Source organism: Ramlibacter sp. (genome assembly GCF_028291745.1).
Lineage (GTDB): Bacteria > Pseudomonadota > Gammaproteobacteria > Burkholderiales > Burkholderiaceae_C > Ramlibacter.
Genome location: NZ_JAQGNQ010000113.1, coordinates 1 through 23,426, shown reverse-complemented (window position 1 = coordinate 23,426; position 23,426 = coordinate 1). Strand labels below are relative to the sequence as shown.

Sequence of the window (23,426 nt, the reverse complement as noted above, 5' to 3'; positions counted from 1 at the left end):
TTACCGCGCTATGGAGTGACCGAACCGGAGGCATGATTCCGGGGCGAGCCCTTGCTACTGCCTGCTTCGATCTTTTGATTTCCTACCAAGAACCGTCCCCTTCGAGCCGACAGACGCTCTCGAACCGGGCCTCCCTCCTGGCCATGCTGGGCCTGTGCTGCGTCGCAACCCTGGTAGCGCTGGACCAGACGGTGGTCAGTACCGCGCTCCCTGCGATCGTCGCCGAGCTCCATGGCTTCGATCTCTATGCGTGGGTCGCGACCTCGTATCTCCTGACCTCGGTGATTACCGTCCCGGTGGTGGGGCGGCTCGGTGACCAGTTCGGACGCCGGCCCTTCGTGCTGGCCTCGATCGTCATCTTCTGCATTGCCTCCGGGCTGTGCGGCGCCGCCAACAGCATGCACGCGCTGGTCGCGGCGCGCGCGCTGCAAGGCATAGGCGGCGGGATGCTCGTGGGCAGTGCCTTCGCCTCGATCGTCGACCTCTTCCCCGACGCGCACGTGCGCCTGCGCTGGCAGATGATGATGGCGTCCGCCTTCGGCCTGGCGAACACGCTCGGCCCCTCGCTGGGCGGTGCGCTGACGCAGTACCCCGGCTGGCGCTGGGTGTTCTACATCAACCTGCCGGTGGGCTTGATCGCACTGGCCGCGGTCTGGCGCTTCCTGCCGCACGTGCGCCACGGCACGCCCGGGGAGAAGACGCGCATCGACTGGCCGGGCGCCGCGCTGATCGCCGCCGCGCTGGGCAGCCTGCAACTGCTGGTCGAACTCGCGCCGCAGCAGGGTGTCACCACCGGCATGGTCGCGATCGCGGTCGTGTGCGTCGTCGCCTTCGCGGCGCTGTTCCACTGGGAGCGGCGGGTCGCGCATCCGCTGATCCCGGGCGAGCTGCTGCGCGATGGCTCGCTGCGCAGCATGTTCCTCCTGTCCGCCACCAACGGCTTCATGCAGTTCTCGCTGCTGGTGTACGTGCCGCTGATGTTCCAGGGCGGCTTCGATCTCTCGGCGCGCACGGCGGGCCTGCTGGTCACGCCGCTGGTGGCCTTCATCATGGTGTCCAACGTGTGCAACACGCGCATCCTGCCGCGCATCCCGCATGCCGCGCACATGGTGAACCTGGGCTTCGCCCTGACCACCTTGTGCACGGCCTGCCTGCTGCTCGCCGACGCGCACTCGTCGCACGCCTTCCTGGTCGCCGTGCTGGTGGTCGGCGGCATCGGCATGGGCCTCACGATGCCGAACCTCACCATCACCATGCAGCAGGCCGCGCCGCGCAAGAACATGGGGATCGGCATTGCGCTGCTGCAAAGCCAGCGCATGGTGGGCGCGATGCTGGGGACGGCGTTGACGGGCGCTACGGTGAACTGGGTGTATCGCGACACGGTCGCGAAAGCACTGGCCGGCGAGGTCGGCGGCGCGGCGTGGCAGCAGCAACTGGCCAATCCCGAGATCCTGGTCAGCCCGGAGCGCCAGGCTGCCCTGCTGGGCCAGCTGGCCGCCACCGGCCGCAACGGCGCGGCGCTGATCGACATGGCCCACGGCGCGCTGGTGCATGCGATCCACGTCGGCTTCTGGCTGACCATCGTGGTGGGGCTGCTGAGTTTCCTGAGCATCCGCAAGATCCCGAAGATCAGCTTCCGTACTTCCGGCGTGAAGGTGCCGCTGGAGGAAGGCCTGCACGAGCCCTGACCCGCGGGGCGGCACCACGCGCTCGGGACGACCCGTGGCTGCCGAGGGCCAGGGCCCGCGTGATGCCTGCTACTCCGGCTTGGCGCCGGAGATCCTCACCACCTCGCCCCACTTGCGGATCTCCGACGCCACGAATGCGTCGAACTGGGGCCCGGTGCTCGGTGCGGGCTCGGAGCCGCGCTCGCGGATGAAGCGCACCATCTCCTGGCTGCGCAGGATGTCGTTGACGTCCTTCTGCAGACGCGCCACCACCTCCGGTGAGGTGCCGCGCGGCGCCATGAGGCCCAGCCAGCCCACGGCCTCGAAGCCCTGCACACCCCGCACGCCGGATTCGGCGACCGTGGGGACATTGGGCAGCTGCGCCGATCGCGTGGCCGACGTCACCGCCAGCGCCACCGCGCGGCCGGACTGGATGTGCGGCAGCGCCGCGGTCAGCGAGTCCACCATCAGCGGCACCTGGTTGCCCAGGAAGTCGGCCTGCGCCGGGCCGCTGCCGCGGTAAGGGACGTGCGTGATGAACAAGCCCGCCATCGACTTGAACAGCTCTCCGGAGAGGTGCTGCGTGCCGCCGATGCCGGCGCTGGCGTAACTGAGATAGCCGGGCCGGTTGCGCGCGCGCGCAGCCAGCTGCTGCATGGACTTGATGCCCGACTCAGGCGTCGCGAGAAACACCAGCGGCACCTTCGCGATCAGCGAGATGCCGACCAGGTCCTTGGTCGGGTTGAAGCCTACCTTCGGGTACAGCGTCTGGTTCACCGCCATCGCGCTGCCGGCCACCAGCAGCGTGTAGCCGTCGGGCGCGGAGCGCACCACGTAGTCGGTGCCGATGTTGCTGCCCGCGCCCGCCTTGTTGTCGACGATGACCGGCTGCCCCAGCTTCTTGGCAAGCTGCTGCGCCAGCGCGCGGGCGAAGATGTCGGTCGCCTGCCCCGCGGGGAAGGGCACGACCATGCGGATCGGGTGGTCCGGCCACGCGGCATGGGCGGGTGCGGCGACGGCGCCGACGAGGGCGCAAGCCAGGGGGAGCAGGGCCAACAGGCGGCGCTGCAGGAAAAATCTTTGCGCGCTCACTCCGCGCCGGCCACGATACGGATGTCCCGTTCCGCGCCATTGCCCAGTGCCTTCAAGGCTTGCTGGTAGGCCGGGCTGTCGTGCGCGGCGATGGCCTGCTCCACGCTATCGAACTCGATGAGCACGGTGCGCTGCGTGGTGCCCGCCTCGTACACCATCGCGGGCATGCCGCGCGCAAGGAAGCGGCCGCCACCCCCCTGGAGCGCTGGTCCGGCCAGCTTGGCGTATTCCGCCATGGCGGCGGGGTCGCTGATCGAGCGGTAGGTAGAAATCCAGTAGGCCTTGGCCATCGAGGTCTCCTTCGGTTGCGAAAAAATCGAGGCCGCCAGTGTCGCTGCATCCGTGTCCTGCGCCTCATGCCGACGAAAAAAGCCCGGGGCGAACCGGGCCTTCAGTGGAACCACATTGCGCCCGTGCCAGGATCGCGCGATCCGCGACGCCGGCATTCCGAGCCACTCAGTCGGCCGTGATGTGCTTTTCTTTCACCACCTTGGACCAGCGCGTCGTTTCGCCACCCACGAAGGTCGCGAACTGGTCGGGCGTGCCGCCGCCGATGATGTTGCCGGGGCCCTGGATGGCCTGCGCCACGTCGGGTTCCTTCAGCGCGCGATTGGCCGCGTCGTTCAGCTTGGCGATGATGGCCTTGGGCGTCTTCGCCGGCGCGACCAGGCCGAACCAGTTCGACATGGACATGTTCTTCAGGCCCAGCTCCTCGAGCGTCGGGACGTTGGGCAGTTGCGGCAGGCGCTTGTCGTTGGCGACGGCCAGCGCGCGCATCTTGTGCTCCTTGATGTGAGGCAGGACGGCGGGCGCCATGTCGAACATGAAGCTCACCTGGCCGCCCAGCAGGTCCGTCGTGGCCGGGCCGCCGCCCTTGTAGGGCACGTGCACCATGGGCACGCCGGTGGCTTCGGCCAGCAGTTCGCCGGCCAGGTGATACGCGCCGCCCACGCCGGCGGAGGCGAACGTGATCTTGTCCGGATGCGCCTTGCCGTAGCTCACCATGTCCTGGAAGCTCTTGAAGGGCGAGTTCTCGGGCACCACCATCACCAGCGGGCCGCGCTCGATCAGGATGATCGGGGCCAGGTCCTTGGCCGCGTCGAACGGCGTCTTGGGCATCATCGCCTTGTTCACCGACAGCGGCGCGAAGTTGCCGATACCGAAGGTGTAGCCGTCCGGCGCCGCCTTGGCGATCGCGTCGGTGCCGATGTTGCCGCCGCCGCCCGCCTTGTTCTCGACGATGATCGTCTGGCCCAGGATCTTCGTCATCTTGGCGGCGAGCATGCGCGCGCGCGTATCGGAGCTGCCGCCGGGCGCATAAGGTACGACGAAAGTCAGCGTCTTGTTCGGAAAGTTCGCTGCGTCCTGGGCGTGCACGCCGGCGCCGGCCAGCACCAGGCACGCACTGGCGAGCAGTCGGGTCGTGGGGAATCTTGTCATCGTGTCTCCTTGTAGGAATGTGGATAAAGGCGAGGCATGCGACGGGGCGCATCGCCCGCAATTGCGGAACGCGAAGCTTCGGGAACCAAGGGCGTTTCGAGCCAGCGTTGTATCAGAAGCGTAGCGCATGCCGGCGCCGAACCCTGTCGCCAAACGGAACGGCGGCCGAGACGCCGTGTTTTGCATTTACCAACCGAGAAGTGCAAAATCTGCCGCATGAGTTCCAGCGATTTTCCGGCCACCGGCAGCTTGCGCGTCGCGGGCAGCGAGTACAGCTTCAGCGACCTGCCGGCGCAGTTCGGAACGCGCCTGCTGCAGTTGCCCGTGGTGCTGCGCATCCTGCTGGAAAACGCGCTGCGCCACATGGCAGGCGCCGAGCGCGCTGGCGCAGTCGAGGCACTCCTGGCCTGGTTGGCGACCGGCCGCAGCGAGGCAGAGATCGCCTTCCAGCCGGGTCGCGTGCTGATGCACGACACGACCAGCACCCCCGCCCTGGTGGACATCGCCGCGATGCGCGACGCGCTGGCCGAAGCGGGCGCCGACCCCACGCGTCTCAATCCGCAGTTGCCGGTCGACGTGTCGGTCGACCACTCGCTGGCGGTGGAGGCATATGCCCGACCCGATGCCGCGGCGCTGAACCTGCAGCACGAGATGCGCCGCAACGCCGAGCGCTACCGCTTCCTGCGCTGGGCCGCGCAGGAACTGCGCAACGTGCGCATCCATCCTCCCGGCACGGGGATCATGCACACGATCAACCTGGAACAGCTGGCCACCGTGGTCACCACGCAAGTACGCGAAGGCCGGCAGTGGCTCGTGCCCGATACGATGATAGGCACCGACAGCCACACGCCGATGATCAACGGCATCGGTGTGCTCGGCTGGGGTGTCGGCGGACTGGAGGCGCAGACCGTGATGTTCGGAATGCCCACCATGATCCGCATCCCGGAGGTGACCGGCGTGCGCCTTTTGGGCGCGCTGGGCGCCGGCGTGCAGGCCACCGACCTGGCGCTGACCGTCACCTCCCGCCTGCGCAAGCTGGATGTGACCGGCGAGTTCGTCGAGTTCTTCGGTCCCGGCGTGAGCACGCTCACCGCCGGCGATCGCGCAGTGGTGGCCAACATGGCGCCCGAGTACGGCGCCACCACGGGCTTCTTTCCGGTGGATGCGCAGACCCTGCGCTATCTGCGCGAGACCGGGCGCAGCGCCGGAGCGATAGCCCGGGTCGAGGCGTTCTGCCGCGCGACCGCCCTCTGGTTCGATCCCGATGCGGTGCCACGCTACACGCGCACGATCGAGATCGACCTGGGCGCCATCGGCATCCACGTGGCCGGCCCGCACCGGCCGCAGGATCTGCTGGAATTCGGCGAGACGGGCAGGGCGCTGCGCGAGCTCGCTTTCCAGCCCGCGGCCGGTGGCGGCATGCCGCGCCATCCGGTGGCGATCGCCGCGATCACCAGCTGCACCAATACTTCGGATCCGCGCCTGCTCATCGCCGCCGGCCTGGTCGCGCGCAAGGCTCGCGCGCTGGGCCTGCGCGCACCCGCGTGGGTGAAGACCTCGCTCGCACCGGGCTCGCCGGCAGCGGCCAGCTACCTGCGGCGCTCCGGCTTGCTGGCAGACCTGGAGGCGGTGGGCTTCGGCATCGTCGGCTACGGCTGCACGACGTGCATCGGCAATCCCGGCCCGCTCACCGAAAGCATCCAGCGCGCGCAGGCCGATGGCGCCGCCAAGGCGGTCGCCATCCTGTCGGGCAACCGCAACTTTCCGGGCCGCGTGCATCCCGATCTGGAGCTGAGTTTCATCATGTCGCCGGCGCTCGTGGTGGTCTTCGGCCTGGCGGGCGACGCCGAGCGCAACCTGCGCGAAGAGCCGGTGCAGCGCACGCAGGACGGCCGCGCGGTCCACCTGCGCGACCTGTGGCCCACGCGCGAAGAGATAGCCACGCAGCTCGCGACCGCGCTCGCCGCCGGCGACTTCGCACGGGACTTCGCGCTGGCCAGCCGCAACCCGCTGTGGCAGGCGCTGAAGGCACCGCAGGGCGCGCGCTTCCCGTGGGATCCGCGCTCCAACGCCTTGCGCCGGCCGCCGTTTGCCGCGGCGAGCGAAGGGTCGCTGCTGGGGCGCTATGCCGCGTGGCCATTGCTGGTGCTCGGTGACGACGTCACCACCGACCACATCTCGCCGGCCAGTGCCATCCCGCGCGACAGCCTGGTGGCCGACTATCTCGTGGCACGCGGCGAGTCGCGCGACGACCTCAATGTCTTCGCCTCGCGCCGTGGCAACTGGGAAGTGATGATGCGCGCGGCCTTCCACAACAAGACCTTGCGCAACCTCCTGTGTCCGCAGGCGCCGGTGGCGCACACGCTGCATGTGCCCAGCGGCCAGGTGCAGCCGATCTGGGAGGTGGCGGACCGCTACCGCCGGGACGGTGAATCGGTGGTCGTCATCGCCGGCGAGCGTTACGGCATGGGGTCCTCGCGCGACTGGGCGGCCAAGGGCCAGCGCCTGCTGGGCATTCGCGCCGTGCTTGCCTGCAGCTTCGAGCGCATCCACCGCTCCAACCTGATCGGCATGGGCATCCTGCCGCTGCGCCTGCCGGCCGGCATAGCTCCGGCAACGCTCGCGATCCGCCCGGGTGACCGCATCGAGATCGATGCCCCGGGCGACACGCTGCAGGTGCGCGCGCAGGTGCCGGTGCGTATCGTTCGTGCGGACCACAGCGTGCAGGCCTTCACTGCGACCGCGGCCATCGAGACCGGACTGGAAGTCGAACTGCTGCGGGCCGGCGGCGTCATCCCGTCGATCCTCAAGCAAGCCCTCGCCTGACCGCGGCCGCCTTCAGGCGCGCAGGATCTTCGCGATCTTCTCCATGTTGCGCAGCGTCGCCGCGAGGTGTTCGCGCAGGGCCTGCGCCGCCTCCTCGTTGCGGTCCTGCGCCAGCAGGTCGAGGATCGCCAGGTGTTGCTCGCAGTGCTGCCGGTAGCGCTTGCGGTCCTGCGTGGAGCGATACGACAGCAGGCGGCGCACCCGGTTGACGCGCCGGATCGTGTCGATGAAGAACGGATTGCCCGAGCCTTCCACCAGCGCCTCGTGAAAGCGCACGCCACGCTCGTGGATCTGGTCCGCCGTGTCGGTCTTGATGCCCCCCTTCAGGAGGTGCACCTCCGCCGCCCGGCAGCGCGCCAGTGCTTCGGGCGCGATGTGGTAGCCCGGCTCCAGCAGCGCGGCCGGCTCGAGCGCGAGCCGCAGGCGATAGGACTGCAGCAGGCTTTCCGCCGTGGTGAGCATGGGCGAGAACTCCCAGCCATAGCCCGGCTTCTTCTGCACCCAGCCCTCCTGCGCCATGCGATGCAGCAGGGCCTGCAACTGCGCGCTGGTGAGCGCGTAGCGCTGCTTCAGCAGGGTTTCACTGAAGGCGTCCGGCAGCAGCCCCTGGAGGCGGTCCTCGGCCACGCGGAAGTACACGGCGCTCGCGCCCCCGCCTTCGTCGAGTCCGAACTCCTGCGCCAGTTGCGCCGTGGGCGCCTCGATCTCCTGCGCCAGGAAGTAGCCGCGGTTCGGCTCGCGGTGCAGCAGGCCTTTCTCGTGCAGCACGCCCAGCGCCTGGTTGACGGGCGAGCGCGAAAGGCGCAGCCGGTCGGCCAGCCGCTGCGCGGGCAGGTGGCTGCCGGGGGTCAGGCCTTCCTCGCGGATCAGTTCGAGGATGCGGATCGGAACCGAGAGATCGAGGTTCATGCCGCCAGGTCTCCGGCCCGGACCGCTGTGGCCGGTCCGATCGGCTCGGGCGCACCGGGAGCACGCGCGCGCTGGCTCACGCGGCCTCCACCGCCTTCGCGACGGCCTGCGCGAACGCTTCGCAGCCCATGGTGCCGCCGATGTCGCGCGTGCGCGTGGCGGGGTTCTCCAGCACCTGGTCCACGGCGGCCGTCATCGTGTCGCCGATCTTGCGCCAGCCCTCGTGCCGCTGCTTGTCGCCGACCCACTGCACCATCATGGCGACCGACAGGATCATGGAGGTCGGGTTGGCGATGTCCTTGCCGGCGATGGTAGGCGCGGAGCCGTGCTGCGCCTGCGCGCAGCAGTGCTCGTCGCTGGCCATCATCGAGCCGGCCAGGCCCAGGCTGCCCGAGAGTTCGCTGGCCAGGTCGGACAGGATGTCGCCGTAGAAATTGGTGGCGACGATCACGTCGAAGCGCTCCGGCTCACGCACGAGATGCGCCGTCGAGGCGTCGATCAGCAGGTCCTCCAGCTGCACCTGCGGAAACTCCCTGGCCACGTGGCGCACGGCCTCGAGGAACAGGCCGTCGGTCATGTGGAAGCTGTTGGCCTTGTGCACGGCGGTGACCTTCTTGCGGCGCGTCATGGCGAGTTCGAAGGCGCGGCGCGCGATCCGCTCGCTGCAGTGGCGCGTGATCTTGCGCGTCGACAAGGCCATGTCCGGCGTGGGCATCACCTCCCCCCAGCCGCGGCTCATGTTGCGATCGGGATAGAAACCCTCGGTGGCCTCGCGCATGATCACCAGGTCCATGGTCTTGCCCGGCTTCATGTTTGATTCCAGGAAGGGACGCGTGCGCGCCGGGCGCACGTTGGCATAGAGGTCCAGGCCGATGCGGTAACCGGCGGACACGTTGCGGCCACCCTGCTCCGGCGCGGGGTAGTCCGCGTGCGATTGCGTGCCCAGGATCACGCCGTCGTAGTTGCGCGAACGCTGCAGCACCTCCTCGCGCAAGGTGGTGCCGAACTCGTGCAGGCTGTCGAAGCCTACCTTGTCGTAGTCCAGCTTCAGCTCGAGCCCGAAGCGTTGCGCCGCCGCCTGCAGCACGCGCACCGAGGCGCTGACGATTTCGGGGCCGATGCCGTCGCACGGCAGCACGATGAACTTCATTGGATTCGCTCTCCATCAAGGGGGCGCCGGGTGGCCGAGATCGGGACGTTGTACCCGAATCACATGGTAGGGGCGCTTGCCGGGCGCCAGGCGCGCGCGGCGTTCATGACAAGATCTCGCGCTACTCTCGACGGATGACGACCCAGACCGATGCTTGACGGATTGAGCGGCAGCCCCGCCATCTACGCGATTTGTGCCGCTTCCATGTGCGGCGTGCTGGTGCGCCCGTGGCGCACCCCCGAGGCGCTCTGGGCCGTCGCCGGCGCCGGCTTGCTGGTGCTCCTGGGACTCGTGCCGTGGCAGGAGGCGGCGGCCGCCGTCGGCAAGGGCACCGACGTCTACCTGTTCCTCGTGGGCATGATGCTGCTGTCGGAACTGGCGCGGCGCGAAGGCCTGTTCGACTATCTGGCAGCGATTTGCGTGCGCCGCGCGAACGGGTCGGCCCACCGCCTCTTCCTGCTCGTCTACACGGTGGGCACCGTCGTGACGGTCTTCATGTCGAACGACGCGACCGCCGTCGTCCTCACGCCGGCCGTGCTCGCGGTGAGCCGCCGCGCCCGCGTCTCGCCCTTGCCGTACCTGCTGGCATGCGCGTTCATCGCCAATGCCGCGAGCTTCGTGTTGCCGATTTCCAATCCGGCCAATCTCGTCATCTTCGGCGATCGCTTGCCGCCGCTGCTGCAATGGTTCGAGCGCTTCGCGCTGCCGTCGGTGCTGTCGGTGGTCGCGACGTACGCGGTGCTCAGGGCCATGCATCGCCGCGAGCTGTCCGAGAGCGTGGCCACCGACGTCGAGCTGCCCGAATTCACGCGTGCCGCGAAGCTGGCGGGCGCCGGAGTGCTGTTCACCGCTGGCGTGCTGCTGGTCGCGTCCGCCTACGGCATGTCCCTGGGCCTGCCCACGCTGTTGGCGGCTGCCACCGTCTGCCTGGCGGTGCTTGCGTCCCAGCGCGAGTCTCCCTGGGCGCTGGCGCGGCGCGTCTCCTGGTCCGTCCTGCCCCTGGTGGCGGGTCTGTTCGTGCTGGTCGAAGGCCTGCAGCGGGCCGGCATCCTGGCGCGGCTGACGCAGCTGCTGCGCGCCGCCATCGCCGCATCGGAGACGGGCACCGCGCTGGGCGCCGGTGTCGCAGTCGCCTTCGCGTGCAACCTGCTGAACAACCTGCCGGCAGGCCTGGTGGCCGGGCTGGTCGTGGCACGGGCGGACGCAACTCCGGTGGTGCAAAGTGCGGTGGCCATCGCGGTGGATCTGGGCCCGAATCTCTCGGTGACCGGATCGCTCGCCACGATCCTGTGGCTGCTTGCCATCCGCAATGAAGGCGAGAACGTCTCGGCCAGGCAGTTCCTGAAGGTGGGCGCCGTGGCCATGCCGGTGGCACTGGTGCTTGCCCTGCTCGGGCTGATGCTGCAGCGCGTCCTTTAATCCGTTCTTGCGGTTTGTTCAAACCGCAAGTGGATGAAAGATCGTTGGCGCTACGGTCGGGCACGGGTTTCCCCGGGGCCGCCTGACAGCCTCGTGTCAGGACGCAGCAGAGCAAGGTCTGGGAGCATGCCTTCGGCTACCCAGGCCCTGCGCGCCTTGCATCGCGCGGTCTTGACCCACTCAGGAGACAAAAGCAATGAATCCCTTGTTCCAGCTCACCGCCGCGGCGGCACTCGTTCTCTCCGCCGGGGTCGCCCTGGCGGCCGACCCGATCAAGATCGGCGTCGATGGTCCCTTCACCGGTGGCTCGTCCTCGATGGGCGTGAGCATGCGCGATGGCGTGCGCCTCGCGGTCGACGAGATCAACAAGTCTGGCGGCGTGTTGGGCCGCAAGCTCGCCGTCGTCGAGCGCGACGACGAAGCCAAGAACGAGCGCGGCGTGCAGATCGCGCAGGAGTTGATCAGCAAGGAGAAGGTCGTCGCCGTCGTCGGCTACATCAACACCGGCGTGGCCCTGGCCTCCGAGCGCTTCTTCCAGGAAGCCAAGATCCCGGTGATGAACAACGTGGCCACCGGCTCCGTGGTGACCCACCAGTTCGACGACCAGCCCGAGAACTACATCTTCCGCAACGCGGCGCACGACAGCATCCAGGCACCGATGATCGTGGAAGAGGCGATCACCCGCCGCGGCTTCAAGAAGGTCGCGATCCTGGCCGACTCCACCAACTACGGCCAGCTCGGTCGCGCGGACCTGGAGAAGGCGCTGGAGCAGAAGGGCATCAAGCCGGTCGCCGTCGAGAAGTTCAACATCAAGGATGTGGACATGACGGCGCAGCTGCTCAAGGCCAAGGAGGCCGGCGCCGAGGCGGTCCTCACCTACGGCATCGGCCCCGAGCTGGCGCAGATCGCCAACGGCATGAGCAAGCTGGGCTGGAAGGTGCCGATCGTCGGCAGCTGGACGCTCTCTATGGCCAACTTCATCGACAACGCCGGCCCGGGCGGCGAAGGCGCGCGCATGCCGCAGACCTTCATCCAGGACGCGACCACGCCCAAGCGCAAGACCTTCATCGACAACTACCTGAAGACCTTCAAGCCGAAGAACAACCGGATCGACTCGCCGGTGTCGGCCGCGCAGGGCTACGACTCGATCTACCTGCTGGCCGCCGCCATCAAGCAGGCCGGCTCCACCGACGGCCCGAAGGTGAAGGCGGCACTGGAGAACCTGCAGTCGCCGATCGAAGGCGTGGTGACGGTCTACAACAAGCCTTTCTCCAAGGCCGACCATGAGGCGATCACCGCCAACATCCCGGTGTTCGGCGAGGTCAAGGGCCAGCGCGTGGTCTATGCCTACGCGGAGGACCAGAAGAAGGCCTCCCAGGTCCGCATGAAGGACGCCAGCGCCAAGGGCGCTCTGGCCCCGGGCAAGAAGCAGCAGTAAGCGGCGGTTCCGTCGCGACGCCGCCTGCGGGGCAAAGCCCGCGGCGGCGTTTCTCCGTCCACCGGCCGCCTGGCCGAACGAGGCTTTCATGCAGATCCTTACCCAACTGGTCTACAGCGGCATCGCGCTGGGCATGATCTACGCCGTCATCGCGTTCGGCTACCAGCTCACCTTCGCCACCTCCGACACGCTGAACTTCGGCCAGGGCGACGCGCTGATGCTGGGTGCGCTGGTCGGCCTGACCCTGGTCACCCTGGGCCTGAACTACTGGCTGATGATTCCGCTGGTCTGCCTGTTCGGCGCCGTGCAGGGCGCGTTCGTCGAACGCATCGGCGTGCGGCCCGCCATCAAGATCAAGAGCGAGTTCGGCTGGATCATGTCCACCATCGCGCTGGGCATCATCTTCAAGAACGTGGCCGAGAACGTGTGGGGCCGCGACGACCTCAAGTTTCCCTCGCCGCTGCCGGAGTCTCCGATCCAGTTCCTGGGCGCCAACGTGCTGCCGATGGAGATCCTGGTGGTGGTGGGCGCGGTCGGCATGATGGCGGCGGTGGAAGTGTTCAACCGCAAGTCCATCTACGGCAAGGCGGTGGTCGCCACCTTCAACGACCGCGACGCGGCCAAGTTGATGGGCATCAACACCGGCCTGGTCATCACCTTCTCGTACGCGCTGTCTTCGATGTCCGCGGCCTTCGCGGGCGTGCTGATCGCGCCGCTGACGCTGACCGGCGCCACCATGGGCGCGGTGCTGGGACTCAAGGCCTTCGCCGTGGCCATCATCGGCGGTCTCACCAGCGGCATGGGCATCATCGTCGGCGGCATCATCCTGGGCATCGCGGAGACGACCACGGGCTTCTACATCTCCACCGGCTACAAGGACGTGCCCGGGCTGGTGCTCCTGCTGCTGGTGCTGGCTTTCAAGCCCGCCGGCCTGTTCGGCAAGACGGTGATCAAGAAAGTTTGACATGGCCCTCGCGCGCTCCCGCTCCCCCCTGCTCGGGGCCGTCGTCGGCCTGGCCGTGCTGCTGGCGTTCCCGCTCGTGGTCGAAAACGCCTACTACATCCACCTGCTCGAGACCATCATGATCTACGCGATCCTGCTGTTCGGGCTGGACATCGTGGTGGGCTACACCGGCCAGGTCTCCCTCGGGCACGCCGGCCTGTTCGGCATCGGTGCCTACGTGGCGGGTGTCTTCGTCGCCAAGCTGGGCGCGCCGCTGATCGTGACGGGCATCGCCGCGGTCGGCATCACCGCCTTCTTCGGCGCGGTGCTGGCCTTGCCGGCGCTGCGCGTCACCGGCCCCTATCTCGCGATGGTGACGCTGGCCTTTGGCACCATCATCCAGATCCTGATCAACGAGATGACCTTTCTCACCGAAGGTCCGCTCGGGATCAAGCTGGCCAAGCCGCTGTTGCTGGGACACAAGCTGAGCGAGCGTGAGTTCTTCTGGCTGGTGGCCTTGCTGCTCGCGGCGTCGCTGCTGGTGGTCGACCGCATCCTGCGCTCGCACCTGGGGCGCGCCTTCGAGGCGCTGCGCGGCAGCCCGATCGCCTCCGACTGCATGGGCGTCTCGGTCTATCGCTACAAGGTCTACGCCTTCGTGATCAGCGCCGGCCTGGCCGGCCTGGCCGGCTCGCTCTATGCATTCTCCGAGCAGTACATCTCGCCGAACACCTACAACTTCGAGCTCACCGTGCTGTTCCTGCTGGCCATCATCATGGGCGGCCGCAAGACGCGCAGCGGTGCCTTGCTGGGCGCCGCCATCATCGTGCTGCTGCCCAAGCTGCTGGACGACATCGAGATGTTCCGCTGGGTGTCGGTCTCGCTGGCCGTGCTGGTGACGGTGGGTGCGGGCTTCCTGCTGCAACGCAGGAAGGTGAGCCCCCTGCGCGTGCTGGTGCCGGTGGTGGGCAGCATCGCGCTGGCCGGCGTCTCCTTCGTGCTCGAGACGATGACCGACTGGCGACTCTCGATCTTCGGCCTGATCACGCTGTTCGTCGTGTACTACCTGCAGGACGGCATCGTCGGCTTCGTGCGCGGTGCCCTCAACCTCAAGGGGCATGCGCGGGTCGACGCGGAGGCCGCGCGCGACCTGCCCTCGATGGGCGAGGTGGTGACGGCGGGCCGCGGCGCCGTGGGCGGCATGATGCTCAACGCGGGCCAGGTGCTGATGCAGTTCGGCGGCCTGAAGGCGCTGAACGACGTCGATCTGGTCGTCGAGCGCGGCACGATCCATGGCCTGATCGGTCCCAACGGCTCGGGCAAGAGCACGATGATGAACGTGCTGACCGGCATCTACGTGCCCACGTCCGGCAGCATCGAATTCGAGGGCCAGTCGCTCGTCGGCCGCAGCTCGGCGTCCATCGCGCTCTCGGGCATCGCGCGCACCTTCCAGAACGTCCAGCTGTTCGGCGAGATGACGGCGCTGCAGAACGTGCTGGTGGGCCTGCACCACAGCTTCCGCAGCAACCTGCTGGACGTGGCCATCCACACCCCGCGCTACCGGCGCGAGCGGCTCACCGCCACCGCGCGGGCGCATGGACTGCTGCAGTTCGTGGGCCTCCATGCGCTGGCTGCCGAAGAGGCGCGCAACCTGCCTTACGGCAAGCAGCGCCTGCTGGAGATCGCCCGGGCGCTGGCGCTCAATCCGCGGCTGCTGCTGCTGGACGAACCGGCGGCCGGCCTGACCGCGCCCGATATCCGCGAGCTGATCGTGATCGTGCGCAAGATCCGCGAGGCCGGCGTGACGGTGATCCTGATCGAGCACCACATGGATGTGGTGATGTCGATCTGCGACCGCGTCACCGTCCTCGACTTCGGCCAGAAGATCGCCGAGGGGCAACCCAACGAGGTGCAGTCCGACGAGAAGGTGATCGAAGCGTATCTCGGCAGCGCCGAAGCCGTGCCGGCCTGAAAGAACCACCATGCTCTCGATCCACAACCTGCACGCCGGTTACGGCAAGGTCGAAGTGCTGCACGGCATCTCGCTGGAGGTGCCCAAGGGCAAGGTCGTCTCACTGATTGGCAGCAACGGCGCCGGCAAGACGACGACGATGCGCGCGATCAGCGGGATGATTGCTCCGACCCAGGGCAGCGTGTCGCTGGGCGGCCGGGACGTGACGGGCTCCCAACCGTACACGGTCGCCAAGCTGGGCCTGGCGCATTCGCCCGAAGGCCGCCGCGTGTTCGCCACCATGAGTGTCACCGACAACCTGCTGCTCGGCGCCTTTCCGCGCTTCACCGGTGCCAGGCCCAAGGGCAACGTGCAGGCCGACCTGGAACGGGCGATGGAGTATTTCCCGCGCCTGAAGGAACGCCGCACCCAGCTGGCGGGCACGCTCTCCGGCGGCGAGCAGCAGATGCTCGCCATGGCGCGCGCCATGATGCTCAATCCCGACGTCGTGCTGCTCGACGAGCCGTCGATGGGCCTCGCGCCCATCCTGGTGCAGGAGGTGTTCCGCATCATCGCGCGCCTGCGCAGCGAGGGCGTGACCATGCTGCTGGTCGAGCAGTTCGCCGCCGCCGCGCTCAACGTGGCGGACTATGCCTACGTGCTGGAAAACGGCCGGATCTCGGTGCACGGCGAGGCAGCCAAGCTGCGGGACGACCCGGCGGTCAAGGCGGCGTACCTCGGCGGGGGGCACTAAACAGGCCGCTCGCGGACAGGCGCAATTCTCCGCGGACGGACCCGGGGAGTGCTGGCCGGGGTTAAGCTCCAGGTGATCCCGACCTGCCGCTACTTCGTTTCGCCCGAGTGACCGTCCCGCCCTTTCGCCCGGTGATCGCCATCCATGGCGGCGCCGGCACCATGAGCCGCGCGCACGCCGCGACCGGCCAGGAAGCCGCCTATCACGAGGCGCTGCATGCCGTGCTGCTGCCCGCACAGGCGCTGCTGGCCGCCGGCGGCAGCGCGCTCGATGCGGTCTCGCTGGCCGTCGACCTGCTGGAAGAGTGCGCCCTGTTCAACGCCGGCCACGGTGCGGTGTTCACGCACGCGGGCACGCATGAACTCGATGCCGCCGTGATGGATGGCGCCACGCTGCGCGCGGGCGCCGTCTGCTGCGTGAGCCGCGTGCGACGGCCGGCCCGCGCGGCACGGGCCGTGATGGAGCACAGCGAACACGTGCTGTTCGCCGGCGCCGGCGCCGAGGAGTTCGCGCGGCGCCACGGGCTGGAGCTGGTCGACCCCTCGTATTTCTCCACCGCAGCGCGCCGCGATCAATTGCAGCGGGCGCTCGCTGCCGACCGGACGCTGCTGGATCACGACGGCGCCGCGCTTGCCGCCGATACGCCGGCAGCGCCGCTGGAAGAGCGCGGCAAGATGGGCACGGTCGGAGCGGTCGCCGTCGATGCGCAGGGCAGCCTGGCTGCCGCCACCTCCACCGGCGGCATGACCAACAAGCAGCCGGGCCGGGTCGGCGATTCGCCCCTGATCGGAGCCGGCACCTATGCCGACAACGCCACCGCGGCGATCTCCTGCACCGGCACCGGCGAGATGTTCATCCGCCTGGCCGTCGCGCATGACGTATGCGCGCGCATGCGCTACGGCGGCCTCTCCCTGGCGCAGGCCAGCGAGGTGGTGGTGCACGAGGCCTTGCCCGCGATCGCCGGGCGCGGTGGCCTGGTGGCCGTCGACCGCCATGGCAATGTCAGCATGCCCTTCAACACCGAAGGCATGTACCGCGGCCACGCACGCGTCGGCGAAGCGCCGTACACGGCCATCTTCGGCTGACGCGTTTCGCATGCAGAGTCCGCCTGACGACTTCCTGGTGCTGCCCGGCCAGCGCGTGGTGCAGGTCGAGGATCTGTCGGTCCGTTTCACGACTTCGGAGCGCACGGTGGAGGCGGTGCGCAAGCTGTCCTTCCACGTCGAGCGCGGCGAGACGCTGGCCATCGTCGGCGAGTCGGGTTCGGGCAAGTCCGTGACCTCCTTGTCGCTGATGCGGCTGGTGGAGCACGGCGGCGGCCACATCACCGGTGGCCGCATGGCCTTGCGCCGGCGCGACGGCCAGGTGCTGGACCTGGCGCGCGCGACCGAGGCCACGATGCGCGGCGTGCGCGGCGCCGACGTGGCGATGATCTTCCAGGAGCCGATGACCTCGCTCAATCCGGTGTTCACGGCGGGCGACCAGATCGCCGAGGCGATCCGCGTGCACCAGGGCAAGTCGGCGTCGCAGGCCCGGGCCGAGGCCCTGCGCATGCTGGAGCTGGTGCGCATCCCGGAGGCGCGCGCCGTGCTGGGGCGCTATCCGCACCAGCTCTCCGGCGGCATGCGCCAGCGCGTGATGATCGCGATGGCGCTGGCCTGCCGCCCCGCGCTGCTGATCGCCGACGAGCCGACCACGGCACTGGACGTGACCATCCAGGCGCAGATCCTGCAGCTCGTGCGCCTGCTGCAGGAGGAGATGAACATGGCCGTCGTGTTCATCACGCACGACATGGGCGTGGTGGCCGAAGTGGCCGACCGCGTGCTGGTGATGCACCGCGGCCGGGCCGTGGAGAGCGGCCCCTCGGAAGACCTGTTCGCGCACCCGCGCGAGCGCTACACGCGCGCGCTGCTCGCGGCGGTGCCGCGCCTGGGTGCCATGCGTGGCACCGGGCTGCCGCGCAAGTTCGACCTGCTGGGCGGCGACGCCGCGGCGGCCACGCAAGCGCCGCCGCAGGACACCGTGCGCGCCGACCAGGCCCCCGTGCTGCGCGTGCGCGACCTGGTCACCCGCTTCGATGTGCCCAGCGGCATCTTCGGCCGCGTCACGCGCCGCGTGCATGCGGTGGAGCACGTGAGCTTCGACCTGCAGGCGGGCGAGACGCTGGCGCTGGTCGGCGAATCGGGCTGCGGCAAGTCGACCACCGGCCGCTCGCTGCTGCGGCTGGTGGACAGCGAATCGGGCCTGATCGAGTTCGGCGGCCGCAACGTCCGTGAACTGCCGCGCGCCACGCTGCAGGCGCTGCGCCGCGACATCCAGTTCATCTTCCAGGATCCTTTCGCCTCGCTCGACCCCCGGCTCACCGTCGGCTTCACCATCATGGAGCCGCTGCTGGTGCACAAGATCGCCTCCGGCCAGGAGGCGCAGGCGCGGGTCGATGCCTTGCTGCGCAAGGTCGGCCTGCAGCCCGAGTTTGCCCAGCGCTATCCGCACGAGTTCTCCGGCGGCCAGCGCCAGCGCATCGCGATCGCCCGGGCGCTGGCATTGAACCCGCAGGTGGTGATCGCCGACGAGTCGGTGTCGGCGCTGGACGTCTCGATCCAGGCGCAGATCGTCAACCTGATGCTCGACCTGCAGCGCGAGCTGGGCATCGCCTTTCTCTTCATCTCGCACGACATGGCGGTGGTCGAGCGCATCAGCCACCGGGTGGCCGTGATGTACCTGGGGCAGATCGTGGAGATCGGCCCGCGCCGCGCTATCTTCGAGGATCCGCAGCATGCGTACACGAAACGCCTGATGGCGGCGGTGCCGGTGGCCGACCCGGCGCGGCGCCACCGCCAGCGCGTGCTGCAGGAGGGCGAGGTGCCGAGCGCAGTCCGCGCCGTCGGCGACGAGCCCCTCGTGCGGCCGCTGGTGGAAGTGGCGCCCGGTCACTTCGTCGCCCGCCATCGGGTCGGCGACTACCCATGAATTTCGCAAGGAGCAAGCCATGAAATACACCCTCGCACCGCTGGCCCTCGTGCTGGCACTGGCCGCCACGGTGGCAACGCCGGCGTTCGCCGCCAAGGACGTGGTCGCCGCCGTGGCGTCGACCTTCACCACCCTGGACCCGTACGACGCCAACGACACGCTGTCGCAGGCGGTGGTGAAGTCGATCTACCAGGGCCTCTTCGGCTTCGACCGCAGCATGAAGATGGTGCCCGTGCTGGCGGACAGCTACCAGGCCAGCAAGGACGGCCTGGTCTACACCGTCAAGTTGAAGAAGGGCATCAAGTTCCAGGACGGCACCGACTTCAACGCGGAGGCGGTGAAGGCCAACTTCGACCGCGCTACCAACCCGGACAACAGACTCAAGCGCTACGTCCTGTACAAGAACATCGCCAAGACGGAGGCGGTCGACCCCGTCACCGTGAAGTTCACGCTGCACGAGCCCTTCTCGCCCTTCATCAACTCGCTGGCGCATCCCTCGGGCGTGATGATCTCGCCGGCGGCCTTGAAGCAGTACGGCAGCAAGGGCATCGCGCAACATCCCGTGGGCACCGGCCCCTTCAAGTTCGTGGAGTGGAAGCCGAGCGACTATCTCAAGGTGACGAAGTGGGAAGGCTACTGGCGCAAGGGCTATCCCAAGGTCGACACGATCACCTGGCGCCCGGTGGTCGACAACAACTCGCGCGCGGCGATGATGCAGACCGGCGAGGCGCAGTTCACCTTCCCGGTGCCCTACGAGCAGGCCGAGGTGCTGAAGGCGAAGAACACGCTGGACGTGGTGGCCGCGCCCTCCATCGTGCATCGCTACATGTCGATGAACACGCTGCAAAAGCCCTTCGACAACCCGAAGGTGCGCCAGGCGATCAACTATGCGATCAACAAGCAGGCGCTGGCCAAGGTGGCCTTCTCCGGCTACGCGATTCCCGCCGAGGGCGTGATTCCCAAGGGCGTGGAATACGCGGTGAAGCTCGGCCCGTGGCCTTATGACCCGGCCAAGGCCAGGCAACTGCTGAAGGAAGCGGGCTATCCCAACGGCTTCGAGACCCAGCTCTGGTCCGCCTACAACCACACGACGGCGCAGAAGGTGATCCAGTTCCTGCAGCAGCAACTGGCGCAGGTGGGCATCAAGGCTTCGCTGCTGGCGATGGAAACCGGCCAGCGCGTGGAGAAGGTCGAAGGCGCGCAGGACCCGGCCACCGCGCCGGTGCGCCTGTACTACGTCGGCTGGTCGGCCTCCACCGGTGAATCCGACTGGGCGCTGCGTCCGCTGCTGGCCGGCGAGTCGATGCCGCCGAAGCTGTTCAACACCGCGTACTACAAGAATCCCGCGGTGGACGAGGACATCCAGAAGGCACTGAAGACCACCGATGCGAAGGAGAAGACCGCGCTGTATACCGACGCGCAAAAGCGCATCTGGGCCGACGCACCCTGGGCCTTCCTGGTCACCGAGCAACTGCTGTCGGCGAACTCGAAGAAGCTCTCGGGCTTCTACGTGATGCCCGACGCGTCCTTCGATTTCGACGAAGTGGACCTGAAGCCCTGAGCATCACCGCAGCGCGATGACCGCCTACTTCCTCAAGCGCCTGCTCGGGCTCTTGCCGACGCTGCTGATCGTCGCGGTGCTGGTGTTCCTGTTCGTGCACCTGCTGCCGGGGGACCCCGCCCGGCTGGCCGCGGGCGTCGATGCGGATGCGCAGACGGTGGAACTGGTGCGCAAGGACCTGGGCCTCGACAAGCCGCTCCCGCGCCAGTTCGTCGATTTCTTTGGCCACATGCTGCGGGCCGATTTCGGCCAGTCGCTGCGCAGCAAGCGGCCGGTCTCCGCGGAGATCGCCGAGCGCTTCCTGCCGACGCTGCTGCTCACCGTGGCGAGCATGGTCTGGGCTGTCCTCTTCGGCATGGCGATCGGCATCGCGTCGGCCGTGTACCGCAATCGCTGGCCCGACCGCCTCGGGATGACGCTCGCGGTCTCGGGCATTTCCTTTCCCGCGTTCGCACTCGGCATGCTGCTGATGCAGATCTTCTCGGTCTACCTCGGGTGGCTGCCGACCGTGGGGGCGGACAGCTGGCGCCACTACATCCTGCCCTCCATCACGCTGGGTGCCGGTGTCGCGGCGGTGATGGCGCGCTTCACCCGCGCCTCCTTCATCGAGGTCGTGCACGAGGACTTCGTGCGCACCGCGCGGGCCAAGGGACTGAACGAGCGCCTCGTCATCTTCAAGCATTGCCTGCGCAACGCGCTGATCCCGGTCGTGACCATGATGGGCCTGCAGTTCGGGTTCCTGCTCGGGGGCTCGATCGTGGTCGAGACCGTCTTCAACTGGCCCGGCGTGGGCCGCCTGCTGGTCGACGCGGTGAACGCGCGCGACTACCCGGTGATCCAGGCGCTGGTGCTGCTGTTCTCGCTGGAGTTCATCCTGATCAACCTGGTGGTGGACGTGCTGTACGGATTCATCAATCCGACGATTCGCTATCGATGAACGAGCCTGCCACCCCCCCGGCGATCGACGAAGACGAGCCGCTGCAAGAGCACGCGGCGAGCGCGCGCGTGCGCACGCCCTGGAGCGAGTTCTGGCGCAAGTTCCGCCGGCAGCACGTCGCGCTGATCGCGCTGGCCTTCGTCCTGCTGCTGGTGGCCGTGGCGATCCTCGCACCCTGGATCACGCCCTACGACGCCGAGAACTACTTCGACTACGACGCGCTGAACCAGGGCCCGTCGCGGGCGCACTGGATGGGCGTCGACGCGCTGGGCCACGACATCTTCAGCCGCATCCTGATGGGCGCTCGCCTGTCGCTGGCCGCCGGCTTCTTCTCGGTGGTCATCGGCGGTATCGCCGGCTCGGCGCTGGGCCTGCTTGCCGGCTATTACGGAGGCTGGTGGGACCGCATCGTGATGCGTATCTGCGACGTGCTGTTCGCCTTCCCCGGCATCCTGCTGGCGCTCGGGGTGGTGGCCATCCTCGGCTCCAGCATGGCCAACGTGATCGTGGCCGTGTCGGTGTTCAGCGTGCCGGCCTTCGCGCGGCTGGTGCGCGGCAACACGCTGGTGCTCAAGCACCTGACCTACGTGGAGGCGGTGCGCAGCATAGGCGCGTCCGACTGGACGATCGTGATGCGGCACATCCTGCCGGGAAGCATCTCGGCGATCGTCGTCTACTTCACGATGCGCCTGGGCACGTCGATCATCACGGCGGCCAGCCTCTCCTTCCTCGGCATGGGTGCGCAGCCACCCACGCCCGAGTGGGGCGCGATGCTGAACGAGGCCCGTGCCGACATGGTGAACGCGCCGCACGTGGCGCTGTTCCCCAGCCTCGCGATCTTCCTCACGGTGCTGGCCTTCAACCTGCTCGGGGACGGCCTGCGCGACGCCCTCGATCCGAAGATCGACCGCGCCTGACCGGGTTGGAGCTACGCACTTGGCAGGCTGGGTTGCCGCAGGCACCCCAGCGTTTCTTGAAGGCTGCTTGCCGGGGTGCCTGCGGCAGCCCGGCCTACGAGGATGCGCCAGCCGCGCCGCGCCGGCCATGAAAAAGGGCGGCTGCCTTGCGGCAGCCGCCCATCCTTCACTCAGATCTTTTCAGATCAGGGCGTGCCGCTGAAGCCCAGGCCGTCGCCGGTGCGGAACGTCGGGATACCGACCGAGGGAGCGTACTCCACGCCGTCCCAGGTGGGCATCGGCGTCGCCATCACCTGGAACTGGCCAGGGAACTCGATGTCCCAGCGCAGCAGCATCGAGTTGTCCTCGTGCTGGGTGTTGTGGCAGTGCTCCATGTAGGTACCGGCGAACTCGCGGAAGTGGATCGCGAACTCGATGCTGAGGCTGTTGTCCTCGCCGCCACCGATGCGATACACGTCCTTGCGGGCCCACTTTTCCCACTCGGGCGGCGGCAGACCGTTGCGGGCCAGCACGATGCCTTCCTCGAAGTGCACGTGCACCGGATGGCTCCAGCCGCCGCCGGAGGTCAGCTTCCAGACCTGCAGGGTGCCTGCACCGGTGGACCCGGCATCCGTGGGGCCGTTCGCCAGCTGGTTCCCGGCGCTCAGGCGACGCGGATCCATGTTGTAGGCGATGCCGCCATCGGTCTTGATGGTCCAGGGCGCAGCGTCCGTGCCGGCGAAGCGACCGAAGTCGAAGTCGCGGTGGATCGCGTTCGTCAGCGTGGCCATGTCAGCCGGGTTGGTCCGATCCAGCCAGAGCGGGATCATCGTCTTGCCGATCGGCTTGCCGGCGTGCGCCGGCTCGTACTGGGTCGGGTCCATGCTCTGGTCGACGCCGGCGTAAGCCTTGACGTTGAGCTGCATGATCTTGCCCACGGTCGGATCGCCGGCGTCCCATTGCTGCGTGCCATCCGGGTTGGTCTTCAGCACCGGCTTGTACTTCTCGGACAGGATGTCCGCCAGCGGGATCCGGATTTTCGCCAGGATGCCGGTGTCGTGGTGCATCGTGTTCATGAGGAACAGCTTGTCGCCCGCCTTCACCCCGTTCTTGGCGAAGTCCACGACGATGTCGTAGCGCTCCGCAATGCCCTGGGCCGGCAGCACGGCGTTGTGCTCCACGAAGTTGCCGTCACCGTCGAGGTCCATCGAGCCGTCGAAGGGCACCGTGTGCTCCATCAGGTTGCCGTCGTTGGCCACCATGTGGAACGGGATGCGCTGGTACGACTTGCCGGAACCCTTGGGGCCGGGCATCTCGCAGGTGTTGCCCAGGCATTCCTTGACCATGCCCAGCGCCAGGAAGCGCGACACCGAGCCGTTCAGGATCCGGAAACGATAGCGGCGGGCCCGCACGTCCAGCGTCGGGGCGTACTGCCAGTTCACCGTCAGGCGGTCGCCGATGAAGCCGTCCGTG

General features: G+C 68.2%; 18 protein-coding genes. 12 read left to right on the top strand and 6 right to left on the bottom strand.

Features of this window, described 5'->3' with window-relative positions; genetic code table 11:
* Window positions 1-143: 143 nt before the first annotated feature.
* Complete coding sequence (locus tag JWP60_RS21055) at window positions 144-1,688, top strand: MFS transporter (RefSeq protein ID WP_299795639.1); 1,545 nt, start codon at window positions 144-146, stop codon at window positions 1,686-1,688.
* 69 nt (window positions 1,689-1,757) lie between these two features.
* On the opposite strand, the gene JWP60_RS21050 is transcribed toward JWP60_RS21055, so the two are convergent.
* The 3 genes from JWP60_RS21050 to JWP60_RS21040 all read right to left on the bottom strand — a co-directional run bounded on the left by JWP60_RS21050 (window position 1,758) and on the right by JWP60_RS21040 (window position 4,199).
* On the bottom strand, window positions 1,758-2,639 hold the full coding sequence (locus JWP60_RS21050; RefSeq protein ID WP_299795764.1) for a tripartite tricarboxylate transporter substrate binding protein: 882 nt from the start codon (window positions 2,637-2,639) through the stop codon (window positions 1,758-1,760).
* A 116-nt stretch (window positions 2,640-2,755) separates the two neighbouring features.
* Window positions 2,756-3,049 (bottom strand): DUF1330 domain-containing protein, encoded by a 294-nt coding sequence (locus tag JWP60_RS21045; RefSeq protein WP_299795637.1) that lies wholly within the window; start codon window positions 3,047-3,049, stop codon window positions 2,756-2,758.
* 166 nt (window positions 3,050-3,215) lie between these two features.
* A complete protein-coding gene (locus tag JWP60_RS21040) occupies window positions 3,216-4,199 on the bottom strand; it encodes a tripartite tricarboxylate transporter substrate binding protein (protein ID WP_299795635.1) in 984 nt (327 codons plus the stop codon).
* Between the two features lie 216 nt (window positions 4,200-4,415).
* On the opposite strand from JWP60_RS21040, the gene JWP60_RS21035 reads away from it, so the two are divergent.
* Entirely contained in the window at window positions 4,416-7,025 is a 2,610-nt protein-coding gene (locus tag JWP60_RS21035; protein WP_299795633.1) for an aconitate hydratase AcnA, read from the top strand.
* Between the two features lie 12 nt (window positions 7,026-7,037).
* On the opposite strand, the gene JWP60_RS21030 is transcribed toward JWP60_RS21035, so the two are convergent.
* Window positions 7,038-7,934, bottom strand: coding sequence for a GntR family transcriptional regulator (locus tag JWP60_RS21030; protein ID WP_299795631.1), 897 nt, complete (start codon window positions 7,932-7,934; stop codon window positions 7,038-7,040).
* Window positions 7,935-8,010: 76 nt separating this feature from the next.
* On the bottom strand, window positions 8,011-9,084 hold the full coding sequence (locus JWP60_RS21025; RefSeq protein WP_299795629.1) for an isocitrate/isopropylmalate dehydrogenase family protein: 1,074 nt from the start codon (window positions 9,082-9,084) through the stop codon (window positions 8,011-8,013).
* 162 nt (window positions 9,085-9,246) lie between these two features.
* Between JWP60_RS21025 and JWP60_RS21020 the strand changes: the two genes are divergently transcribed.
* The 10 genes from JWP60_RS21020 (at window position 9,247) to gsiD (ending at window position 21,974) form a co-directional block, all read left to right on the top strand.
* The gene (locus JWP60_RS21020) at window positions 9,247-10,503 is read left to right on the top strand and encodes an arsenic transporter (protein WP_299795627.1); all 1,257 of its coding nucleotides are present in this window, start codon (window positions 9,247-9,249) and stop codon (window positions 10,501-10,503) included.
* Window positions 10,504-10,699: 196 nt separating this feature from the next.
* The gene (locus tag JWP60_RS21015; protein WP_299795625.1) at window positions 10,700-11,941 is read left to right on the top strand and encodes an ABC transporter substrate-binding protein; all 1,242 of its coding nucleotides are present in this window, start codon (window positions 10,700-10,702) and stop codon (window positions 11,939-11,941) included.
* Window positions 11,942-12,029: 88 nt separating this feature from the next.
* Window positions 12,030-12,905, top strand: a complete 876-nt coding sequence (locus JWP60_RS21010; protein WP_299795623.1) for a branched-chain amino acid ABC transporter permease — start codon at window positions 12,030-12,032, stop codon at window positions 12,903-12,905.
* A gap of 1 nt (window position 12,906) precedes the next feature.
* Window positions 12,907-14,856 (top strand): ATP-binding cassette domain-containing protein, encoded by a 1,950-nt coding sequence (locus JWP60_RS21005; protein WP_299795621.1) that lies wholly within the window; start codon window positions 12,907-12,909, stop codon window positions 14,854-14,856.
* A 10-nt stretch (window positions 14,857-14,866) separates the two neighbouring features.
* Window positions 14,867-15,589 (top strand): ABC transporter ATP-binding protein, encoded by a 723-nt coding sequence (locus JWP60_RS21000; protein ID WP_299795618.1) that lies wholly within the window; start codon window positions 14,867-14,869, stop codon window positions 15,587-15,589.
* Between the two features lie 107 nt (window positions 15,590-15,696).
* Window positions 15,697-16,674 carry an isoaspartyl peptidase/L-asparaginase gene (locus tag JWP60_RS20995; protein ID WP_299795616.1) on the top strand — a complete coding sequence of 326 codons (978 nt, stop codon included), beginning with the start codon at window positions 15,697-15,699 and terminating at the stop codon, window positions 16,672-16,674.
* A 10-nt stretch (window positions 16,675-16,684) separates the two neighbouring features.
* Window positions 16,685-18,559: a dipeptide ABC transporter ATP-binding protein gene (locus JWP60_RS20990; protein WP_299795614.1), complete on the top strand. Its 1,875-nt coding sequence runs from the start codon at window positions 16,685-16,687 to the stop codon at window positions 18,557-18,559.
* A gap of 19 nt (window positions 18,560-18,578) precedes the next feature.
* Window positions 18,579-20,120 carry a glutathione ABC transporter substrate-binding protein GsiB gene (gsiB, locus tag JWP60_RS20985; protein WP_299795612.1) on the top strand — a complete coding sequence of 514 codons (1,542 nt, stop codon included), beginning with the start codon at window positions 18,579-18,581 and terminating at the stop codon, window positions 20,118-20,120.
* Window positions 20,121-20,136: 16 nt separating this feature from the next.
* A complete protein-coding gene (gsiC, locus tag JWP60_RS20980) occupies window positions 20,137-21,057 on the top strand; it encodes a glutathione ABC transporter permease GsiC (RefSeq protein ID WP_299795610.1) in 921 nt (306 codons plus the stop codon).
* Window positions 21,054-21,974, top strand: coding sequence for a glutathione ABC transporter permease GsiD (gene gsiD / locus JWP60_RS20975; RefSeq protein WP_299795608.1), 921 nt, complete (start codon window positions 21,054-21,056; stop codon window positions 21,972-21,974). Before gsiC ends, gsiD begins: the two co-directional genes overlap by 4 nt.
* A gap of 185 nt (window positions 21,975-22,159) precedes the next feature.
* Here the strand turns inward: gsiD and JWP60_RS20970 are convergent.
* Window positions 22,160-23,426: multicopper oxidase domain-containing protein (locus JWP60_RS20970; protein ID WP_299795606.1), on the bottom strand; the 1,267-nt coding region annotated here is incomplete at its 5' end.